The 21,034-nt window shown below is 58.3% G+C and carries 18 protein-coding genes; 15 read left to right on the forward strand and 3 right to left on the reverse strand.

Features of this window, described 5'->3' with window-relative positions; all coding sequences use genetic code 11:
• Positions 1 to 134: 134 nt before the first annotated feature.
• From repC to WDM24_RS43885, 5 genes are all read left to right on the forward strand, one after another.
• Complete coding sequence (gene repC, locus WDM24_RS43860) at positions 135 to 1,367, forward strand: plasmid replication protein RepC (protein WP_338832644.1); 1,233 nt, start codon at positions 135 to 137, stop codon at positions 1,365 to 1,367.
• 102 nt (positions 1,368 to 1,469) lie between these two features.
• Positions 1,470 to 1,889, forward strand: coding sequence for a hypothetical protein (locus WDM24_RS43865; RefSeq protein ID WP_148221661.1), 420 nt, complete (start codon positions 1,470 to 1,472; stop codon positions 1,887 to 1,889).
• Positions 1,890 to 2,396: 507 nt separating this feature from the next.
• A complete protein-coding gene (locus WDM24_RS43875) occupies positions 2,397 to 2,579 on the forward strand; it encodes a hypothetical protein (protein WP_338832645.1) in 183 nt (60 codons plus the stop codon).
• 716 nt (positions 2,580 to 3,295) lie between these two features.
• Positions 3,296 to 3,607 carry a DUF736 domain-containing protein gene (locus tag WDM24_RS43880; RefSeq protein ID WP_338832646.1) on the forward strand — a complete coding sequence of 104 codons (312 nt, stop codon included), beginning with the start codon at positions 3,296 to 3,298 and terminating at the stop codon, positions 3,605 to 3,607.
• Positions 3,608 to 3,669: 62 nt separating this feature from the next.
• The gene (locus tag WDM24_RS43885) at positions 3,670 to 3,813 is read left to right on the forward strand and encodes a hypothetical protein (protein ID WP_338832647.1); all 144 of its coding nucleotides are present in this window, start codon (positions 3,670 to 3,672) and stop codon (positions 3,811 to 3,813) included.
• An 18-nt stretch (positions 3,814 to 3,831) separates the two neighbouring features.
• Here the strand turns inward: WDM24_RS43885 and WDM24_RS43890 are convergent, their stop codons facing one another.
• Positions 3,832 to 4,137, reverse strand: a complete 306-nt coding sequence (locus WDM24_RS43890; protein WP_338832648.1) for an HU family DNA-binding protein — start codon at positions 4,135 to 4,137, stop codon at positions 3,832 to 3,834.
• Between the two features lie 105 nt (positions 4,138 to 4,242).
• Positions 4,243 to 4,503 carry a WGR domain-containing protein gene (locus WDM24_RS43895; protein ID WP_338832649.1) on the reverse strand — a complete coding sequence of 87 codons (261 nt, stop codon included), beginning with the start codon at positions 4,501 to 4,503 and terminating at the stop codon, positions 4,243 to 4,245.
• 593 nt (positions 4,504 to 5,096) lie between these two features.
• Here WDM24_RS43895 and WDM24_RS43900 point away from each other — a divergent pair.
• From WDM24_RS43900 to WDM24_RS43940, 9 genes are all read left to right on the forward strand, one after another.
• On the forward strand, positions 5,097 to 5,858 hold the full coding sequence (locus WDM24_RS43900; RefSeq protein WP_338832650.1) for a ParA family protein: 762 nt from the start codon (positions 5,097 to 5,099) through the stop codon (positions 5,856 to 5,858).
• Complete coding sequence (locus WDM24_RS43905; RefSeq protein WP_338832651.1) at positions 5,848 to 6,825, forward strand: ParB/RepB/Spo0J family partition protein; 978 nt, start codon at positions 5,848 to 5,850, stop codon at positions 6,823 to 6,825. The genes WDM24_RS43900 and WDM24_RS43905 overlap by 11 nt, the downstream gene beginning before the upstream one ends.
• 424 nt (positions 6,826 to 7,249) lie before the next feature.
• Positions 7,250 to 7,768, forward strand: a complete 519-nt coding sequence (locus tag WDM24_RS43910) for a MobC family plasmid mobilization relaxosome protein (RefSeq protein ID WP_338832652.1) — start codon at positions 7,250 to 7,252, stop codon at positions 7,766 to 7,768.
• Entirely contained in the window at positions 7,765 to 8,841 is a 1,077-nt protein-coding gene (locus tag WDM24_RS43915) for a relaxase/mobilization nuclease domain-containing protein (protein WP_338832653.1), read from the forward strand. Before WDM24_RS43910 ends, WDM24_RS43915 begins: the two co-directional genes overlap by 4 nt.
• An 84-nt stretch (positions 8,842 to 8,925) precedes the next feature.
• Complete coding sequence (locus WDM24_RS43920) at positions 8,926 to 9,666, forward strand: DUF2971 domain-containing protein (protein ID WP_338832654.1); 741 nt, start codon at positions 8,926 to 8,928, stop codon at positions 9,664 to 9,666.
• Positions 9,638 to 10,510, forward strand: a complete 873-nt coding sequence (locus WDM24_RS43925; RefSeq protein ID WP_338832655.1) for a DUF262 domain-containing protein — start codon at positions 9,638 to 9,640, stop codon at positions 10,508 to 10,510. Before WDM24_RS43920 ends, WDM24_RS43925 begins: the two co-directional genes overlap by 29 nt.
• Before the next feature lie 78 nt (positions 10,511 to 10,588).
• A complete protein-coding gene (locus WDM24_RS43930) occupies positions 10,589 to 11,362 on the forward strand; it encodes a hypothetical protein (protein WP_338832656.1) in 774 nt (257 codons plus the stop codon).
• 221 nt (positions 11,363 to 11,583) lie between these two features.
• Entirely contained in the window at positions 11,584 to 12,939 is a 1,356-nt protein-coding gene (locus tag WDM24_RS43935; RefSeq protein WP_338832657.1) for an anti-phage deoxyguanosine triphosphatase, read from the forward strand.
• An 11-nt stretch (positions 12,940 to 12,950) separates the two neighbouring features.
• On the forward strand, positions 12,951 to 14,063 hold the full coding sequence (locus WDM24_RS43940) for a DNA methyltransferase (protein ID WP_338832658.1): 1,113 nt from the start codon (positions 12,951 to 12,953) through the stop codon (positions 14,061 to 14,063).
• Here WDM24_RS43940 and WDM24_RS43945 read toward each other — a convergent pair.
• The gene (locus WDM24_RS43945; protein WP_338832659.1) at positions 14,060 to 18,310 is read right to left on the reverse strand and encodes a DEAD/DEAH box helicase; all 4,251 of its coding nucleotides are present in this window, start codon (positions 18,308 to 18,310) and stop codon (positions 14,060 to 14,062) included. The genes WDM24_RS43940 and WDM24_RS43945 overlap by 4 nt on opposite strands.
• 1,235 nt (positions 18,311 to 19,545) lie before the next feature.
• Here WDM24_RS43945 and WDM24_RS43950 point away from each other — a divergent pair.
• A complete protein-coding gene (locus WDM24_RS43950; RefSeq protein ID WP_338832660.1) occupies positions 19,546 to 20,955 on the forward strand; it encodes a DUF2130 domain-containing protein in 1,410 nt (469 codons plus the stop codon).
• Positions 20,956 to 21,034 lie beyond the last annotated feature (79 nt).

Consider the following 21,034-nt stretch of genomic DNA (forward strand, 5'->3'; position numbering starts at 1 on the left):
GGAGTTCCGGAAGCCTTCTCTTCAAGTTTGGCGACTGACAGAGAATCACTTTCGCGAATCGCAGTCAAGAGTTTCTACGCGATTTTATCGCCGTTTCGGCGAGCAGGTTTTCTTTGCCCAGCTGAGGCAAAGACATGCAGTCACACTCCCCAACGACGCCCTTTGGGCGGCGATCGCTGACGCTTGCCCACGTGGCAAGCCAGATGGTCGCAACGGAACGTCCTCCCGAAAAGATCGTGCACAAATGGAAGATCTTCCACGCCATCTGCACGGCACGGCCGCGCCTTGGGGTATCGGAGCGTTCGCTCTCTGTATTGAACGCGCTCCTCACCTTCCATCCCGAGACCGCGCTCACCGGGGACGATGATTTAATTGTCTTCCCCTCGAACCATCAACTCACTCGGCGGGCGCACGGCATGCCGGCATCGACGCTTCGCCGTCACCTTGCTGTGCTGGTCGACGCGGGGCTGATCGTTCGGCGCGACAGTCCGAACGGCAAGCGGTATGCGCGAAAGGACAACGCCGGCGAAATCGAGCTTGCCTTCGGTTTCGATCTGTCGCCGCTCGTCGTGCGATCGGAGGAGTTTGAGCGCCTGGCGGCCGATATCGAAGCCGAGGCCCGCGCCCTCAAGCTCGTGCGCGAGCGGATCACGCTGTGCCGGCGCGACATCGCGAAGATGATTGCAACTGGCATCGAGGAAGCCGTGCCGACGCGAAGGGGAGGGCAGGGGCCTGCCGATTGGCAGGTCGTGCACGCCGCCTTCCGTGCGATCGTCGACCAGATTCCGCGCACGGCCACGCGCCAGCAGCTCGAGCCGATCGCCGATGAGCTGTCTCAACTCGCAGACGACGTGCTCAATCTTTTGGAAGCGCACATCAAATCCAAGAATCCGAGCGCCAATGAGTCCCATTCTGAGCGCCACATACAGAATTCAAAACCAGACGCCCCTATTGATCTTGAACCTGTCCTTCGAGAAGGCAGGGCGGCGGGAGCTGAGCCCAAACCTCAACCGTCACGAGTCGGGGAGGGGGCGTATCCGTTAGGAATGGTCCTGAGTGCGTGCCCCGACATCGTCGATTATGCGAAGGGTGGAGTTTCGAACTGGCGCGATTTCCTCGCTACCGCGGCCGTTGTGCGATCGATGCTGGGCATCAGCCCGAGCGCTTGGGAGGAGGCGCAAAAGGTTATGGGCGAGGTGCCCGCAGCCATCGTCGTCGCGTGTATCCTTCAGCGTGGGACGGCGATCAATTCCGCCGGCGGGTATCTGCGCGGTTTGACGCGAAAAGCCGAGGTCGGCGAATTTTCGCTTGGCCCGATCCTGATGGCGCAGATCAATTCTCGTCGGCGAGACAAGCAGCGGGCGTGAGGCGATGAGGCGCCTTCCCAGACCTTGCCTTTTTCGTGTGATCGAACTACCCGCACAGCCCGGCTGCTGCGTGTCGACGCAGAACCGTTCGGAGAGATCGTCATGGCAAAACACCCTCCAATTATCCTCACGCCGTTCTTCCAGCCTCGTGATGAAGGCGCCGCGGAGCAAGGGATGTACGTGGCTGGGTTCGCGGACGAGGAAGGCGAGGCCTGGGGCACGCTGATTCCGTTGGATGCGGAGGCGGTCGAGCGCGCCGTTCTTGGACATCAGTCGTTCACGGTCTGGTGCAACTCCGACGGTCGCATTCAACCGCAGCCGAGCAGCGATAGTCTGTTTGAAGAACTTCTGGAGAAAGGCCAATTGAAGGAGACGCCCCTCGATGAGCTCGTCGCCGAAGCGATCGAGCAGGGCAAGAATGAACCCAATGATGACATCCTCGATATGTTCGAGACCCTACACGAGCGGCTAGTGCGAGCCGAGGGCATGGTCGCTGACGAGATCGCGCGGCGCAGGCGATGACTCCTCGCGCCACGGTCAGCAGGGTTCAGTGCTGTAGGGCCAGCTTGTACTAACGCGAGCACCGCGACCGCGGGCGGCCGACACCCGGACCGGTCGGCGAACACTCGTCGCGGTCGATGAAAATATAGAAGACCGATGACCGGGCCGCGCGCTGACAGTCTTAAGCTTCGCCGGAGCCGGAAAACAGCGCCGTCGGTGGCGTCGCGCGGCGGCGGGAGGGTCCGACCGCCCGGGGCTCCCGGTCTGCTCTTGAGATCGTATCGCTGGGCCAGGTCGAGTGGCCGCCGCTTGGTGAACGGGTCCGCGTTCTCCGCCAGATCGCGGGCCCGCTGCGCGAAGCCCCTGTAAAATTCTTCCACGACGCCACCCCCGCAACATCACTGAAAATCGGATTTCAGTGTGAGACGCGCTCCGCGTCAAGCGGTCTGGTGCATACGGACAATTTTCGTCGATCTACTTGTGCTCGCGGCGCACGCGGAACTAAGCTGGTCCCGGCAGGCAAAAACCATGACTCCGCTCTACCTCAGCCGGAAGCTGTGCCCGAAGTGCAGTAAGCCAATGACGGCCGTGCCGGACGACGTCGCGCCCGGCCGGCCGCGCTACGTCTGCTCGGTCTGCGAGGACGATCCGCTGCGCGATCCCGCCGCCCGGAAGTGGGCGGAAAGCCCGCTGCGAGCGCCGGCCAAATAACGTTCGAGTTTGAAATCGAGCCCGGCAGCCGGATTGCTGCAAAGCCGATTGTGCTCACAACCCTCTCCAACGCTGTGGAGTTGCAACCCGAACGCCCAGCTTCGTTCCATCGCGCGTGCCGGCGGAATCGTCCCGGCCTCGGAGGCCGGTATGTCCAGCGAGGCTACCATCTGTTTCACGGCTCGCAGGGCGGTCGGTCGATGGATGCGGAGGGCGGGGTTGCATCCACATGGCGAGTACGTTGCCAGCCTCGTTATCGATCTTTGCGATCGCGAGTTCGACAGGTGCGCCGACGTTGCTGACAGCGACGGTTTCCATTGCGGGTGATGACGCGGCGCTTAGGTGGCCTGCTTAAGTTGAACTACGTTTCGCTGCGACGCCCGTTGCCTTGAAGATGCGAATGGCCGAACCGACTAGGGCCGCCTGTCTTCATTCCGTGTGTTTTCGCAACGGGCGCACCCATCTGCGTCCTCGATAGAGGCTGGTCTGACCGAAGGCCGATCCCGCTTTGCGGGCTCTCGATCTTGTCCCTGCAACGTCCGTCCTCGACTTTCTTCCCCTGGCGCTGCGCACCATTCCTCGCGGTCCAAGAAAGTCGCTGCCGGCCGCCCTCCATTTCATTTCGGCCCTTTGGGTGCAGGTCGATCGCCTCCGGTCTCACGACCGCCATCGAGGTCGCGATAGGCGCGGTCCGAGAAAACCAAGGGAACGAGACAATGGCTACCATCGGCACCTTCACCTCCACGGGCAATGGCTTCTCCGGCGCCATCAAGACGCTCAACCTCAACGTCAAGGCAAAGCTGATCCGCGTCGACAACCCTTCCGACAGGGGCCCGCACTTCCGCATCTACTCCGGCAGCGTCGAACTGGGCGCCGCCTGGCAGAAGACCGCCAAGGACACCGAGCGCGACTACCTCTCCGTCAAGCTGGACGATCCGAGCTTCCCGGCTCCGATCTACGCCACCCTGATTGAGGTCGAAGGTGCGGAAGGCCTCCAACTGATCTGGTCGCGGCCGAACCGGGACTGAGGCTCCAGAAAGTCGGCTCCGCCGCAAGGCGGGGCGGCTTTCCTTCTACCGGAGATGCGATCATGACCGTCGACACCATTGAAGAATTGCGCGCCGAACTGCGCGAATGCGTGTTCACGCCAGCGGAGCGCAAGGCGCTCGAGGTCGAACTGGCCGAACTCATCCGTCAACGCGACGAAGCGCTCGTAGCCGAGGAGGCGGCATAAGCCCCCTCGTCTTGCATCTTACGATGCAACGTCGTTAGGGATCGTTCCTCTGTTGAGACTCTCCTTTATGGCTTTGGCGGGCGTAAAAGTCAGCTTCCTGGAAGCTGCGATCGCAATCGTTGCGCCGGTCGATGGATTGCGGCCCTCACGAGCGGGGCTATCCTTGACCTTGAACTTGCCGAACCCGGGAAGGCTCGTCTCGGCTCCGCTCACGGCCGCATCAGCGATCGCCTTGAACACGGTATCGACGATGGTTTTTGCCTGAACCTTTGTCAGGTCGTTCTCGGCTGCGATCTTTTCCGCGATCTCATTGGCAGTTGTCATGGGACGAGCTCCGTCTTGTTTCGATTTTGCTCGTCTGACATCAAGGCCGTGGAACAGATAGAGCCGGCATCACAGGCAGAGCCGGAATCCCGAAAAATTGTCAGACTATGACGGTTTTTTGTCCGCGACAGTATAACCGCGCCTCCGCTTGGCACGCTCCAGGCGTACGAACGCTACGACCGCCTCCGCACTGCCATCGAAGGTCTGCACCATGGTCTTGCCACTCGTGCCGATCCGGCCCCAATTGCGGATCAGCGAGATTTCTCCAAACAAGGTGGGCTGCGTGGACAGCGCATAAAACCGCCGCATATTGCGCGCCGCATCGATGCGGCGCAGATGAAGCGGTTCTGGTTCGGGTTTTGGCACGGACAGATTCTCGCTTCCCAGGGAAGCGGCGTCCAATGAGTTTTATGAATCGACCGGGCAGATCGATTCATTTTATCGATAGGTCAATTGCGCCGGAAACCCGCGACCCGTCCTATTTGCCGGATTAAATCTTTCCTCGATCTAGACTTCGCCATCGGGACGCGCGCGTCGTAATGCCTAACTTGCAATTGCGCCGGTCCTGATCACAACGGCCGCCGCAAGAGATCGGCTCTTAATTCCGGCGGCCCTTACAGCCTTGCCTGCTTGGGCGAGCCCTTCGGGGACGGCTCTACTCGCGCCGCCGCGGCGACCCTCCCGGAGCCCACAAGCGGTCTCCGCGCCTTCGCGTGACGATCCTCTCGCGACCGCGGCGCAGAGCGCCCAGGAACGAGCACAGTTCCAGTCTCGCGTCTCAGAATTTCCCTCGATGGCTATGGCTGACCTGACTCTTCTGGCAGGGGATTCGTCGGGTGAATTCCGGGATCGTTCCAGTGATCGGATTCGCAACCGCTGTTGGTTCAAACCAACATCCGCCACGACATGTTGGACGAGGAAATGCCGCCCGTGCCGTTAGACCCATTTGGGACCTTAAGATGAAGACCATTGTCATCAACAATCAAAAGGGCGGGGTCGGCAAGACGACGCTTGCTGTGCATTTGGCCTGGTTCATGGCGGAAGCGGATCTCCGCGTTCTCGTGATCGATGTTGATGCGCAGAGCAATGCGTCAGATACGTTGAGGCACTATGCCGGTTCAACGTTAGCCGCGGATCTGTTCAAGCCGGGGATGCGGGTCGTACCTCGGGAAGACGAAGGCCTAACGCTCGCGCCGGCCGACAGCTCGCTGACTGATCTCGACCGCAGCAATGCGGCCGCCATAACGACTCTGCAAGAGAACCTCGCTATCGCGTCGGATCAGTTCGACGCCTGCGTGATCGACACGCCGCCATCATTGGGACTGCGCAGCGTCGGCTGTTTGGTTGCGGCCTCCCATGTGCTTGCTCCTATTTATCTGGAGGACTATTCGATCAAGGGCGTCAAAGGTCTGATGCAGACCGTGATCGGCGTGCAGAGGCGCTATGGCCGCCAGGATACGAAGTTCCTCGGGTTGCTGCCTTCGAACTTCAACACGAAGTCGCCCCGTCAAAGGGCGCATCTTGAGCAACTCTTGCGCGAGGCTGGCAAATACGTGTTCCCGGGCCAGATCGTTGCAAGGGACGGCTACGCTGAGGCCGTCGCCGAACGCCTGCCGGTCTGGAAGCTGAAGCGCCGCTCTGCGCAGGAGGCTGGTCGAGAAATCCGCGAGGTTCTCGCCAAGATCGTCGCGCAAATGGACGAGCCGACACATGGCGCTTGATCTCAGCTTTAAGCAGCTCATCGACGCCGCGGAAGATGGTGCTGCAATCGGGCAACCGACTTGCATCTCCATCGACCGTATTGACGAAGATCCGCACCAGCCCCGTCGCAGCTTCGACGAACAGAAGCTCGAGGAGCTTGCGGAATCAGTCCGTCAGCATGGCGTGCTGCAACCGATCGTGCTGCGGCAAGCGACGGTGGAAGGCCGATACGTGATCGTCATGGGTGCGAGGCGGTATCGTGCTGCTAAGCGCGCCGGGCTCCGTGATATCCCGGCTTTCATTCATGCCGTTGGTTCTGCGGATCGTTACGTTCAGATGATCGAGAATATCCAGCGCGATGACCTCAATGCCCCCGAAATTGCGGCGTTCATCGCGGATCGCTTGGAGCAGGGTGACAACCAAGCTGACATCTCGCGTAAGCTCGGCAAGCCCAGGGACTGGGTGTCTCGCTACGCGTCGGTCCAGAGCATGCCGGAATTCCTCCGGTCGAAGCTTACCGGCTCATCAATCCGTGCTGTGTATGAACTCTACCAGGCTTGGCGCGAACAGCCCAACGCCGTCGAGACCATATGTGCAGCGCAGGAGAGCTTCACCGATGCACACGCCCGTCAACTGGCCCGCAAAATTCGCACCGAGGTCCGCGGTTCCTCCGCTGTCGGCGAGGGGCCCCCTAGAGTTCAACCGGCACGAAGTCCGATCGTACCGCAAGTGGCATTGCGACCCATGGAGAGAGACCGCGTGACGGCGATCGCGGAAAAGCCTCCCAACTCTCCGGTCGATCGGGCCGCGCGAATGAGCCCATCACTGACGATCAGAGTGCGTCACCGGGATCGCACGGGCTGTCTTCTGGTCAATCGACTCGCGTCTCAAGGCTCACGGCACGCAGTACTGTTGGTTGATGGCGCGGAGGAGGCGGAGGAGGTTCCAGCATCGACCATCACAATCGAAGAGATCCTTTTCGCATGAAGCTGGTCTTAAACAGCCTCCTCAGAAACACTGCTACAGTTGGTGCGCCGGTGGAGCGGATTTCCCATCCGAAGGATGGCGCGTTAGCGCAGCAGCCGGAGGCCGAACGCGCCCCCCACAGCGCTGTAGAGAGGCCGGAGGCTGCTGGAAAGCCGCGGTCCACATGCTCGGTACCAATGTTGCCGATCTCCACGCGCGGGGTTCGTGAAGTACCAGCATTAGGGCCGATGGCTGCGTCATCCCCGGAGGAATTCTCCGCATCGATCGCCGGTCAGGTTGGATCTCACTTGCAGCAACTGCCGGGCTTTGAGTGCCGAGCATGTTGGTTTGAACCAACATGGAGGGGGTGGAAGGATTCGCGTTTTCTAGTGCAGGATAGGCTTCGCGCCAGCGATGTATTACATCGCGATTGGGATTGGAGTGCATGGCTCTGATCTCGCTTCGCGTCTCCGACGAGGTCGCGGCGGAGTTCTCAGCTTTTGCTGCGACCCAGGGCGGTAAGTCCGCGCTGCTGCGGCGTCTCATTGCTGATGCATTAGCGGCGCCAGCGCCGCGGATCTTGGCGTTGCCGGTCGGGCGGCCGGAGAAGGTGACGGTGCGATTTCGCGAGAGCGAGATGCGGCAGCTCGCGGAAGTTTCACATCAGCGTGGCATGACCCGAACTGGCTGGATCGTTGCGCTGGTCCGCTCACGATTGGGGTCGCCAGTGCAGCATTCCCCGAACGAGCATGAAGCGCTTCGCGCGATCGTTCGCGAGCTCAACCGGATCGGCGGTAACATCAACCAGATTGCGCGTGCCGCAAATACCAGTCTGCTGCAGGGCAGGGCGGTTGAGGTGGATCTGTCCGCAATTCAAGAGGCAAAATTGGTCATTGAAACTGAGCTTGCGCGGCTACGTGATGCGCTGCACGGGTATGCGGATTATTGGGACGGAAGGCGATGAGTCGGCGCTCATCCCCTCGGCCGGCCGACCTGGCCCCCGAACTTCCGCCGATCTCGTATGTCTGGGAAACGCCCAATCGACGCCCGAGGCGGGCCGAGTGGGACATCCCCGATCCGGCCGCTCCTGGCCGCCTCACGCCGGCGATGCGCGCAAAACTCGAGCGCGTCGTGCGCCGAGCACCAGAGGTGATGGTCAAGATCACTGGCCGCACCAAGGACGTAGCGCATCTCAGATCGCACTTGGCATACATCACGCGAAACGGCGAACTCGATGCGGAAACTGAGCAGGGCGCAATGATGACGGGTCGGGCCGGATTGAAAGATCTGCAGCAACAATGGGAGGATGATGCCGGTCTCGACGACAAGCGCCGCCGTGATGGATCACTTTCGATCAACATCATTCTGTCGATGCCGGCCGGGACCGATGCGGTCGCTGTCAAAGATTCAGCTCGGGCATTTGCTATCGAGACGTTCGGGGGCAATCACGACTACGTCTTCGTCCAGCACCTCGACGATAAGCATCCCCACGTCCACTTGACCGTTCGGTCGCTGGGCCATGACGGCAAGCGCCTGAACCCCCGCAAGGCGGACCTTCAGGTCTGGCGGGAACGGTTTGCTGGCGAACTCCGGCTTCGCGGGATCGCGGCGGAGGCAACGCCGCGTCGAACCCGCGGACGGGTTAGAAAGGCCGATCGCGGGGCGGTGCTCGCTTTGCGCAAACGAAAGATTGCGCCGGAGGTCGATCGGCTGGCGCGGGAGGAAGTTCTCCGTGAGGTGAGGGGAGGCAAGCCTACGGAACGACCCTGGGACGCCCGGATCCGGTCACGTCAGGACGCAATCCGGCAGCGATATCTCGATTACGCGGCCGAGCTGCAGCGCTCTGGGACGGCGCGCGATGACGCGCTCGCGCGACAGATCCGTCAATTCGTCAACGACATGCCTACCGTCGAAACCCGTCGGGATGCGCTGAACAACGAGCTTTCGGAGCTTGCCAATACCCGCCGGCGCGACGCGGAGCAGAGCGTCAATGCCGACCAGCGCGGCGATACGCGAGGCGACGAACGCAGCAAGTAGCCAACCGCGGGTCTGGGCCGGAAATCGGTCAACCACTTTGGGACTATGCCGTGCAACCTTCGATTCGCCTGGAATATATCCCAGTTGCTGCTCCAGAGCGACCAGGGCCTGGCGGGCTACCTCCAATGTCGTCGTGGCCTTGCTCAAGGCGTCTCACGCTTGGTGTGGTCTGGCTATGCCGAGAACCCCAAGGGCATTGCCATTCGGATCGAGCTCAATCTCGCGAAGGATTCCAAGTTTCAGCTATTCAAGCCAGTGGTCTACCGCGAGAAGCGGCCTCCGCTTTACGACGACACGCTGGAATTCAGCGCGGGCGGCTTGTTCGGCAATCTTGAGGCCAGATGCCGGGCCGCGCTCGACAAGATTGCCTATGCGAAGACCCTGGCCTGGCAGCATGAGGGTGAATACCGCCTCGTCATTCCCTTGAATCAGCGCGAGGAGCCGTGGAACACGTTGGCTTATCATCCCGAAGAGATTACCGAGCTCTATCTCGGCGCAGCCATAACAGACGCCGACAAGCAGGACCTCGTCGCCAAGGCGAAGGGACTCAACCCGAAAATCGCGGTGTTTCAGGCGACGCGGGACGGATCAGCTTCGACGGGGTATGACGCTGCGCTTGCCCGCCCCACTCTTCGATCAAGGGGCGACGGGGAGCCATTGTTCACGGGCATAAACGGCAAATTCGCTGTTGTTTGCAGGTCCAGGGGCTTGAAAGATGTGAGGCCCGCAGGCCACACTAATAGGTTGAGATACCAAAGAGCCCGGGGGCCATTAGCCCTCGCTTCGGGGGGAGCAAATGAGTTACAAGCCAAGTTCTCTATTTAGGCTGATTGAAGAACTCAATCGCAGCATTTTTCTGCCGCACATCCAGCGCCCTTTCGTTTGGGAAGAGGACCAAATGCTGCGGTTGTTCGACAGCTTGATGCGCAATTACCCGATCCAGACTTTTCTATTTTGGCGCACCAAGGATGAGATCAAAGCACGCAAGTTCATGGAGCGTGTCGAGTGGGACGCCGACCTCAGCGACTTCTACGACCCCGGCAAGAGCAAGAAGGATGTCGAAAAGGTCTTTGTCCTGGACGGGCAGCAGCGGTTGCAAACGCTCTACGCGCTGTTTTGCGGCGCAATAACCTCGGTCGACAATCGAAGGGCGGAGGCCTACTTCGACATTACGAGCGGCATAGTCCCGGATGATCGCGGGTTGTTGCACCGGGTTCAGTTCTCGGCTGAGCCGCTTCAGCTTCCTTGGTACCGCGTTGCCGACGCAATCGCTCGAGACGGACAAAGGAACTCAGAGGAAGTCGCTGACCGCATTAACACTTCCATGGATAACCTGAACGCCACGGCCCCGCCGGATAAGCGGGAATCGCCTCCGCAAGCGAAGGAGCGGGAGAAGCGTGTGCGACGGAATTCCGGGCAGTTGCTTTCCTTGCTCCGCGAAGAAAAGCACTTCTGGATTCAGGAACTCGACGGCGTCGCGAATGAGTATCCCTACGACAGGATTCTCGACATCTTTGTTCGGGTCAACTCGGGTGGAACGAAGCTCGATGCCTCCGATCTCATGTTCGCGGCTATGAAGGAGGCGTGGTCGGATATCGAAGAGGTCATCGAGCAGACGACCGAGATGCTGAACGGGACCAATCTGCAATTCGATAAGACTTTCCCGTAAAAATGCCTTCTGGTGGCGCATGGGCGGGGCGCAGAAGCATCGCCCGAAAAATTTACTGGGCCCGATGGTGATGCGTTGATGACCGCCATCAACACGAACTGGGCGAAGGCGGAGCAGGCATTTCAGGAATTGCGCGACTTCCTGAAGAACGACCTCAAGATTTATGCCGACAAGGTCATTCGAAGCTACAACAGCTTTATTCCGCTGTTTGACTTCCTCTACAACAACCCGAAGCCGAATGAGGCGACCCGCACCTTGTTGAAGGCCTACCATTACAAGGCGCAGCTATTTGGTTGGTATTCGCAAGGCACCGACACGGTCGTGAATGCGCTTCATACGATTGTCGGAAAACCAAGCGAGGGTAGCTTTCCGATGACGGAAGTTAAAGAATATTTTCGCAAGCGAGGTTCTGCGACGGAGCTTACGCGCGCCCACATGAACGAGACACGCTTGCGATTCATTCTCCTGAATCAGGTTTACGTGGATCAAATGGGCACCTCTCCTTTCGACGTGAAATTCAAGGGCAACGATCCGCACGTCGATCACATTTACCCGCAGAGCATGCTGCGATCGAAGATGGGGTTATTGAGCGCGGACATTAATCACCTCGGCAATCTTCGGTTCATGGGCGCGACCGACAATATCCGCAAGCGCGCCGAATTGCCCGCCGAGTATTTCACACGCATGAAGTCGGGAGGGATGGATATCACTAAGCACCTTCTTTTGCCGGACTATGCCAGCGATCCCAAGAAGCTCGCATTCGATGTCGCGTCGTACAAGGAATTCAGGGATCTCCGTTTTGAGCGGATGTGGGACATTCTGTCGACGACGACAAACCCCGAAGTCTCGTGATCGACGGGCCTCTTGACCGGGATGCCCCGGCCTGCCGTTGACGGGCGGCGTTGCAGGCCTAACCAAAGGCAGGACAAGGCCTCACCCACCGGAAAGACAATTTGGGTCGGAATTCCGGTTGGAAGACGTGGGAGGACACATTACTGTTGTGCGGGGACACGGGTGCGTAAACGAGCGGTCCACGCGATCGCTGCCCCGTCAGGGTTGGGGAATACTAGAGAATGACAAGCACACAGGGGGATTGGAGCGAACGCCGGAGCGGATGGCAGCAACAGCCGGAAGACCGCCGGAGCCCTTCGGACGTGGATTACGCGCGCATCGTCCATTCGGGATCGTTCCGCCGGCTTCAGGGCAAAACCCAGATTCTGAATCTTGGAGACAGCGACTTCTATCGCACTCGCCTCACTCACTCGCTTGAAGTGGCGCAAATCGCGGGGAGCATCGCCAGGCAATTCGACGGCATATATGCGTCTCACCCAGCGCACCCGCACATTCCTCCTTTGAGCCTCATCCAGTCTGCGGGATTCAGCCACGATCTGGGCCATCCGCCATTTGGGCACGGCGGCGAAGTTGCTTTGAATTACTGCATGCGGGACGCGGGTGGCTTCGAGGGAAACGGTCACACCCTGCGAATCTTGGCTCGTCTTGAAAATTTCTCTAAAGCGCACGGCTCAGATCTTAGCCGGCGGGCTATGCTCGCCGTGCTGAAATACCCGGTCCCGTTCAGCCGCGCGGCTAATCCGAAGATTGTACCAGCCCTGTATGAGGCTGCGACCTCGATCCGCACGCTCAATACGAAGGTGTGTAAGCCACCCAAGTGCTACTTCGACGCTGAGAGTGACGTCGTCGAATGGATATTGAAGCCTCTCAACGGGGCCGACCGCGATGAATTCACGGTATGCAACGCAGTCGCCGAAGAGCACGGCAAGCCGAAACATAAGTCCTTTGATTGCAGCATCATGGATGTATCCGATGACATTGCCTACGGCGTACACGACCTCGAAGATGCGATTGCGCTCGGACTGATCCGTGAGAATCACTTTCGCGAGCACGTCTCCGAAGCCGACAGCGCCCCCTTCCTTGACGCGCTGAAACAGAAATATCCGGGAGAGGCCGATAACGACGTCTATGATCACTTCGTCGATCAACTCTATGGAAGCGGAAAGGAACGCAAACACTGCATAAGCCGATTAGTGCATCACTTCGTCACGAGCGTTGAGATACAGACGATTGATGTGTTCAAAGAGCCGCTCATTCGTTTTCGTGCAGTTCTCCCGGCCCCGCAAGATCGCTTTCTATCCGCACTCCAAAATCTTGTCGTTGAGAAGGTCATTCGGACCCCGAACGTCCAGCATCTGGAGTTCAAAGGCCAGAAAATGGTCGTTTCCGTGTTTGAGGCCCTCTGTTCAGACCCCGACGCGCTTCTCCCCGAGGACGCCCGTCAGGCCTACACTGACTCCGGCAAGGATCAGCGCGTTATCTGCGACTACGTCGCCGGAATGACGGATAGCTTCTTACTAAAGACGTACGATCGCCTGTTCAGCCCGCGCATGGGCTCCGTTTTTGACAAGCTTTGAGCGGGCGCAAAATGTCTTCTGCACTCGCGTACAATAAAGAGTTCGCATTCAATGCGATCTGCCCATACTACACGATGTTCCCGCTCGAATATCCGATGAAGATCATTCGGAAACATCGGGAGGATGATCCTGTAATCGTCGACCCATTCTGCGGCCGCGGCACGACCCTGTATGCCGCGCGCCGCCTTGGCTTCACGTCGTTCGGGTTCGATACGTCTCCCATCGCAGCTGCGATAGCGCAGGCCAAGCTGGCAAGTGCGCGGCTCGATGATATTGTTTCCTTGGGGCGGGATCTCGTGAGTACGCCATCATCGAAGATGCCTGACACGCAGTTTTTCAAGCGTGCCTTTTCCTCAAAGACGTTGAAGCAATTGTGCCGCCTGCGCGAAGGGTTGCTCGCCGAGTCTCGGCCCACGCATGAAAGCGCCATCCTTCGCGCCGCCGCCCTTGGTTGCCTCCACGGACCACTGGTAGGTGGCGATAGTCCAAGCTATTTCTCAAATCAGATGCCGCGGACATTCTCCTCGAAGCCGGCCTACTCGCTGAAATTCTGGCGCGAACGTGAGATGTTGCCCCCGGATGTCGACATCATGGACGTTATCAAGAAGAAGCTGGCGCGCATAAGCGATCTAAGCAGCGATCCCTTCGGTCGGCTCAGCAACGTCAAGTGTTCCGACGCGCGTATCGCAGCCTCGTACCGTAACATCCAAGATGCGTCACTGGTTATAACGTCGCCCCCATATTACGGAATGCGGACTTACGTGCAGGATCAATGGCTCCGCATGTGGTTTTTGGGCGGAAGTGAAGATGTTGATTATTCGGTCGACGACCAGATTTGCCACTCAGGTCACGATGCATTCGTCACTGACTTGGCCAAGGTCTGGAAGAATCTCTCTAAACACTGCCAGGACGGAGCCCACCTCTACGTGCGCTTCGGCACGCTTGCTTCCGCGAAAAGCGACGCAAAGGTTCTGATGCGTCGATCGATCGAGGAATGCGGCGAATGGAAGTTATTGTCCGTTCGTAGCGCCGACACGGCCCATGCTGGAAAACGGCAAGCCGACTATATGGGGCAGGACTCCACCGCTGCCGATGAGTTCGACTTTCATGCCATCTTGAACTAGTGCCAGCGAAGTTCCGCAGTTCTCGCAGTCTTGCCGAGCGCGATTGAAAGGACCTTACGCTTCCCACAAAATTCCTCAAGATATGATTTGAGCGCGATTGAAGTTTCCGCGGCCTTCTGATCCGTCGGGAGGTGGTACGCCAGCGATTTCGGCATAAGGATTATGCACTTGGCCCGCGCGCGTGACACGGCAACATTGGTCCGTTCGAGCTGCAATAAGAATTGCTCCTCGCCTTCGATAATTTCGGTATCGCCCACGCCATAGGAAACGATAATCGTGTTTCGTTCGCCGCCCTGGAATCGCTCCACGGTGTCGACGGCGGAAAACACGATTTCAGGATCGGCAGCTGGAAAGAGCTCGCGGAGCTTTCGAAGGACGAGTGCCTTTTGCGCCTTGTGGGGCGTGACAATTCCGAGGCCTTCCTTGAAGAAGGCTTCGTCTGTGAAATTCGTAAAGGCTTTCTGCGTTCCGTCATCAAGTTCCGCGGCCATCGTCTGGCGCAGCACATAGGCAAGGCCGGCAACAAGCCCGGCTTCAACCTCGTTGGCTTGGGAGGATGTCGGATCGTCATGGATAAGCGCGGTCACGCGTTTCTCAGGCAAAAGGAGCCCTTGATAAGCGCTCGTGCTCGGTAGAGTTGCTGGAAGTTTCGCGATAACCTGATCCATTGCGTGAAGGATGCGCAAATCCTTCTTTGGCGAGTGCGCGGTCAAAGCCGCTGGATAGTCGAGAGAGCGCGCATATTCGACGAGGTCTGCGTTGGAGCGATAATTAATGAGAAGCGGAACGGGCGAAATTCCAAACCGCTTAATCAGATAATTTTGAATGCTGTCGACCAAATACTCGGCATTCTTTGGCGGCTCGAGGTGCTGAATCGGAGGCATTTGCTTATGATCGCCTGCGACAACGACTTGCGCCTTCGGGCGCATAGCAGCGAGTGGGCGCAAAGCGAGATTCAGTGGAACCTGCGAGCTTTCATCAAGGACGATGAGATCGAATACAGGCCTGAGAATCGCGTCGGTCACATCACGCGTCAGCTGATCCACGATATGAGCGGTCGTTGCCACAATCACCGTTTTCTGGTCGTCTACAATGCTCGCCAAAAGCTCCGCATATTCGGCCGAAGCGTCGTCCCGGTTCACTGCTTTGAGATTGAGGTGGGGGACAGAAATGTCGATGTCGGCGGGCTTCCTTGTTCGAGCATAGAGCCAAAAGAAGTCACAGGCCGCCTTTTGGTCGCTCGCGAGATTGCGTGCAAGTCGAAGCGAGAGTTCTTCGACGGCCCGGTAGTTTGGCCCGGTCAAAAGTATCTTGCGGACTTTCCCTTCGCGAACGATCGCGTGAAGAAAGGCCACGAGTGTTTCAGTTTTGCCAGTGCCTGGCGGGCCCCAGACAATGGCCAATCGCTGGGTCGCGCACGCCCGGACGGCCGCTATCTGGCTTGTATTTAGGGGATGCTCATTTGAAGTGCTTGCAAAGGACGCCAATGCATCTGCGGCTTTGGCGTCGCGAACGGCCTCGCTAGCCACTTTATTACCTTGCCAAAGAATATCCGCGGCTGGTGTTACTGCATCAGTTCCTTTCTTCAGCTTTTTAGCTGCCGTGGTGCCAAGAGCGATTAATGCCTCTTTTGCGGGCGTCGCAATGCCGGGATCGCCGATGGCCTTCAGGATGGAGGTTACCGTGGGGGAATCGTCGTACGGCGCTCCTTCAAGAACGTAGAGGTGGCCCTTCCCGAACGGGATAACGCCCGACTTCATCACGGCCGCAAAAGCCGGCTGGAATTCCTTCCGGCGCGGAGCAATACGCAGAGTGATACGCTTTTTCGCCCGCTCGAACTTCTGGATGAGGACCAGGATCACGGTATGCATGGGGACGTACAAATTGTCGTCTTGGACCGTCAGTCCGAGGGACGCTGCATGCCGCAAGGGGAAGCCTGGTTGGTCAACGATGCCAATCGTGCAGTAATCGCCTTCTTCAATTTTAGCTTCGGTCGAATCGTCACTAACTTCAAATTCGTACTGGTTATTGCCAAGGTCCTCGACGAGAGAGGTCAGGATAATTGCTTTGTAAGATGCTTCGAGCCATTCGGGACGTGTCAAAAAGGCGTTCAGCCGCTCGGTGCGCACTACGGCGCTGGAGACCCGCGACCAGCGATCCCACAACTTTGAGTCGTAGGCCACGCCCTGCAGGCCCAACGGGATCGACATATTTAGTGGGGGAGCATTGCCTTCGATGTTCGCCTTCAAGTCCTCACGAAGCCGAGCCGTGATGCTCGCGAGAGCCCATGTATGGGCCTTGAGTACCGTTTCGTAGCGCTGAACGGCCTCCGTCACACTCTTTGGCTGGCCAAAAATGCGGACAGTTCCGGTCGTCGTTTTCCAAATCTCAAAAATCCGCTCGCGTGGAATGCCGTTCCCAAGCGGTTCGACATAGTAGTTATCGACCTTCCGCGGCGCCATCCGAGCGTGGGAATAGTGCTCGGCGGTGCCCAGCAGCGTTGCCGCGAAGCGTTGTGGCAGGCGCACCGACGCCGTGACGATTTCGCGGATGAATATGATATTCGGGCAGATCGCATCGGACTTTTCCATAATTTCATCGGCGGGAAATATCCACGCGAGCGCGCGCTGAGCTCGATTGGGAAGAGTCAATATTTCGAGCAAGTGGCGGCTAAAGGCGTTGCACAGTTCTTCATATTGCCGGAGCTCCCAAAAGCAGATCTGCGTCCTGACTGATCCGAATCCCTGCGCAGTAAAGAGCTTCTCGGACTCCTCCATCCAGCTTCCGAGCGTTTCAATGAACGATGAGAGCGCGGCCCATTCAGCAACCAGTTGGTCTTTGTTGATTGCGAATGCGGCCTCTCCAAATGATTTGAATGAGACGGGCTCGCCGCCTTCCACGGGGAATTTCTTCGCATAAGGCGCAAACAAAATTCCCCGAACCGCGACACCCGTCAGAAAGCCGGAGCCGGCATCGAAGTTGACGACGATGTCGTATTCGGCGTTTCGACCTCGGGCGAGGCCTGCCACTTTGGCTTTCTGATCCACCGTTACGGCGTTCTTCGAGATAGCGCTCGCCCGTGCTCCTATCTGCACACGATCCTTTTTCAGGAAAGCATGTCGGCGAAGCACGTCGGCTGAAGCGTCTATATCGACCACATTCGCAACCGTCTGGTGCCCACCGCTATGGAGAACGCGGCTCGCACCACGGCTGAGCGAAGGCATTTTTGAAAGGTGGTCGGTTGTCTCTGCGTTATGAAAGCAATAGTGCGTAGGATTGGCCGCAAAAACCTTCTTGTCCTCGACGGAGAGCCAGTTGGTGTTACCCAGCCAGTCACATGAGCCGCATCGCGGGTTGACATGATAGTCAACCGCGGCCCAGCCCTTTGCGTCCCCAACGCCGAGCACGCGCGGAAGATCTTCTACAAAAAACTTCCGTACGTTCGGCATGTAAATTAGGTAGGTGATCAGTCCTTCTTCGAGGTCCTTCCTCAGCGCATCAAGGCGTTTTTCGTGATCCTGTCCGTCCTTGGTGGCCTTCAACTTTGTGAACTGAGGCATTTCGACGTGACGCCATAGGTAGACGCGGTCAGATACGAAGAATCGTTTTGATAATTCGGCGCCTTCGGTTGACAGCCAATTGGCAAGGAAGATTGCGTAGAGACATACTTCCGCCGAATAACTAGCGTTTGCCTCCGTTACATTCTTCAGGTCGATGACACAAAGCGCCATCCGTCCGTCGCCGTCCTGCAGGCGACGGCGCTCGCCCGACGGCAATATTTCGTACTCGTTTGCTCGTCTCTGATCGGCGAAAATGATGTCGGGACGGAGCCCTTTGAACGCTGGAATGATAGCGGCGTGCTTGGGTGGCACACCGATGTTCGTGAAGAAGGCGTCTCTGAATTGCTGGGGCTCGAAGGCCGGTTGAAGGATGAGCGTCGGCTTCTTCACCGCCGCCAAAGCCGCCTTGAGCGGGACCGGCTTTTTCCCGCTGTCGGCGTGCGTTACGTGATTGGGTAGCGCCGTAGCAAGAATGTCGTATTGCTCGTTTTCGAACGCCACGCCCGACGCAGTGATGAATTGTACGCCCGGCCTTGATTTTAACGGGATCGGTATGCCTGCTGCTGCGAGTACCTTCGTTTCATCTGAAAAGAGTGAGAGATATAGTTCTCGATCACACTGCGTTCGCAGGAACATCGAAAACGTACTTTTCGAAACGAGGCGAGTTGGCAAATTTTGGAACGCCATTAAACAAATTCCTCGGAAAGCGGAGATTCGGACGGTGGCCGAATCCCACGCGACACAATATAGGCCCAACCTGCAATTGTTGGGAAAATCTAGCGCAACTGCCTGAGAATTCTTGAGAAAATTTGGCCTTTCGTTTCGATTTTGCACCGCAAACCAGCCTTAAACGACTGACGACCATCGCAAAATCCCCGGCTCGACCTTCAGCGTTTTGGTATGGGGTCGGGAGTGCTCACCCCTCGGATCAAAGTCCCTAACTTTATCGCTACGCCTCCTTAGAGAACGCCAAGTACCGAGCCGATGGCTCCAGGAACTGCTGCAACTCCGGTTAGCGCAGCGGCCGCGCATTTAGCCGTGAGGATTCGTTAAACGCGACGTGTCCACTCATTACGTGTAGCTCGGGAATGTCTGTGATCGAAGCTGCTGGGACTTGGATTGAGACACGGCTTGCCTTCAGCAGCGGCAATAGCAGCACCTAAGCCGGCAATAGCAAAGGCAATAGCGAACCCGTGGGCAATGCTTCATTCGAACCTCGTTTGAGCAGGAGCACGCGAAGCGGGTTGCCGCCATCCGGGCCGAGGTCTAGGCTCTGGAGAAGAAATCGCAAACCGAAGACGCTCGCTGGGATAAGGAGAAGGAGCGGCTGAAAGCTGCGCTGCGGCGAGCGCGGGGCTAGTTTCTATGGCGGGCCGACGCGTGAAGTCCCTTCAACCCTTTCGGTAATCTAGGACGCGTGCCGCGCCTCGTTCACGATGGCGCGGTCCCGTCGATCGCCAGGAGCGAGCTCCATGACGGCCCGATATAACTCGGCCGGTATGGTCAGATGACTCTCCAGGGGCTTGTTGGCCCTGCATCCAGCCATGGTACTCACACTCGTGGATCGCGCCTGCCTCCTGCAGCACAGCTATCGCCCACCCGCGTACCGTGCGGGTCGCCGTCCGCCTCTCCTTGGTCATCAGCATCAAGATCGTTCCTCAGCGGGACGAATCCTTGCAACCCTCGATTCGTTCCGGCTACAAACACAGAGCTGGGATCCCAGATCGTCGGGACGGATGCCGTCCCGCCCGTTTCTGAAAGTAGGGGATTGCCAAGGCAAAATGCGCACAACCGACTGCTTCTGGCTTGACCCACCAAACGGGCGCGTTCTAATTTTGTTCTGATGGCAGGCAGGCTGATTCCGCCAGCTCGTAGCCACGTTTTGAATAACAACAGCCGTTGACCCGATGCGGACAGGAAACATGCGCGAGATCATCTGTCCCCACTGTGACAAGGCCTTCAAGGTCGACGAGTCTGGTTACGCGGATATCCTGAAGCAGGTCCGTGACGCCGATTTTGCTCAGCAGCTCCACGAACGGTTGGAACTGGCCGAGCGTGACAAGCAGAGCGCTGTTCAACTGGCCAAGGCCCAGGTGAGCAACGATCTGCAGAAGACTGCGGCGGCCAAAGACGCCGAAATTCAGGAGTTGAAGTCCAAGCTTGAGGGAAGTGAGGTCGCTCAGAAGCTTGCTGTCACGGAAGCGCTCAGTGCCGTGGAAAAGGAGCGTGACACGCTCGCGAACGCGCTTGCCCAGTCCGAGCGGGAAAAGAAAGCGGCCTCGGAGCTTGCCGAAGCGCTCCTGGCCAGTGAGCAGAACAAAATCTCGGTCGCCAAGGAAAAAGAAATCCAAGAGCTCAAGGCCAAGCTCCAGGCTGTCGAGCTTGAAAAGAAGCTCGCGGTTACCGAAGCGGTCGGCGCCATCGAGAAGGAGCGCGATGAGCTGAAAAACGGGATCAAGCAGGTCCAGCTTGAAAAGCAGCTCTCCGAGCAATCGCTCAAGGACAAGTACGAAACACAAATCAAGGGTCGCGATGACGCGATCGAGCGGCTCAAGGATATGAAAGCCCGTCTGTCGACTAAGATGGTCGGCGAAACCCTCGAACAGCACTGTGAGACCGAGTTCAACCGGGTGCGGTCGATGGCCTTCCCGCGAGCGTACTTTGAGAAGGACAACGACGCGCGGACCGGCAGCAAGGGTGACTACATCTTCCGCGACTCCGACGAAGCTGGCACCGAGATCATCTCGATCATGTTTGAGATGAAGAACGAAAGCGACAGAACCGCCACGAAGAGCAAGAACGAAGACTTCCTCAAGGAGCTTGACCGAGACCGGAACGAGAAGGGTTGCGAGTACGCCATCCTGGTCTCATTGCTTGAGCCGGACAATGAGCTCTACAATGCCGGCATTGTCGACGTCTTCCACCGCTACCCGAAAATGTATGTCATCCGGCCGCAGTTCTTCCTGCCGATGATTACACTTCTGCGGAATGCGGCGATCAACTCGCTCAAGTACAAGACCGAGCTGGCGCTCGTGAAGGCGCAGAATATCGACATCACTCAGTTTGAAAACCAGCTTGAGACGTTCAAGATGGCGTTCTCGAAGAACTACGATCTGGCCTCAAGGCACTTCCAGACCGCGATCGCCGAGATCGACAAGTCCATCGATCATTTGCAGAAGACCAAGGATGCGCTGATCGGCGCGGACCGCAATCTGCGCCTGGCTAATGACAAAGCGCAGGACGTGACGATCAAGAAGCTGACCCGGGGTAATCCTACGATGGCCGCGAAATTTGCGGAGCTGAAGAGCCCTCCCGCTGAGGCCGCTGAGTGAGGCAAGAGCCGGCCTAGCCCTTCAAATACCTCGCGTACGCCCGCACATCGATCATCGGCACTGTCACGATGGCGTGAAG

Source organism: Bradyrhizobium sp. 27S5 (assembly GCF_037217225.1).
Taxonomy (GTDB): domain Bacteria; phylum Pseudomonadota; class Alphaproteobacteria; order Rhizobiales; family Xanthobacteraceae; genus Bradyrhizobium; species Bradyrhizobium septentrionale.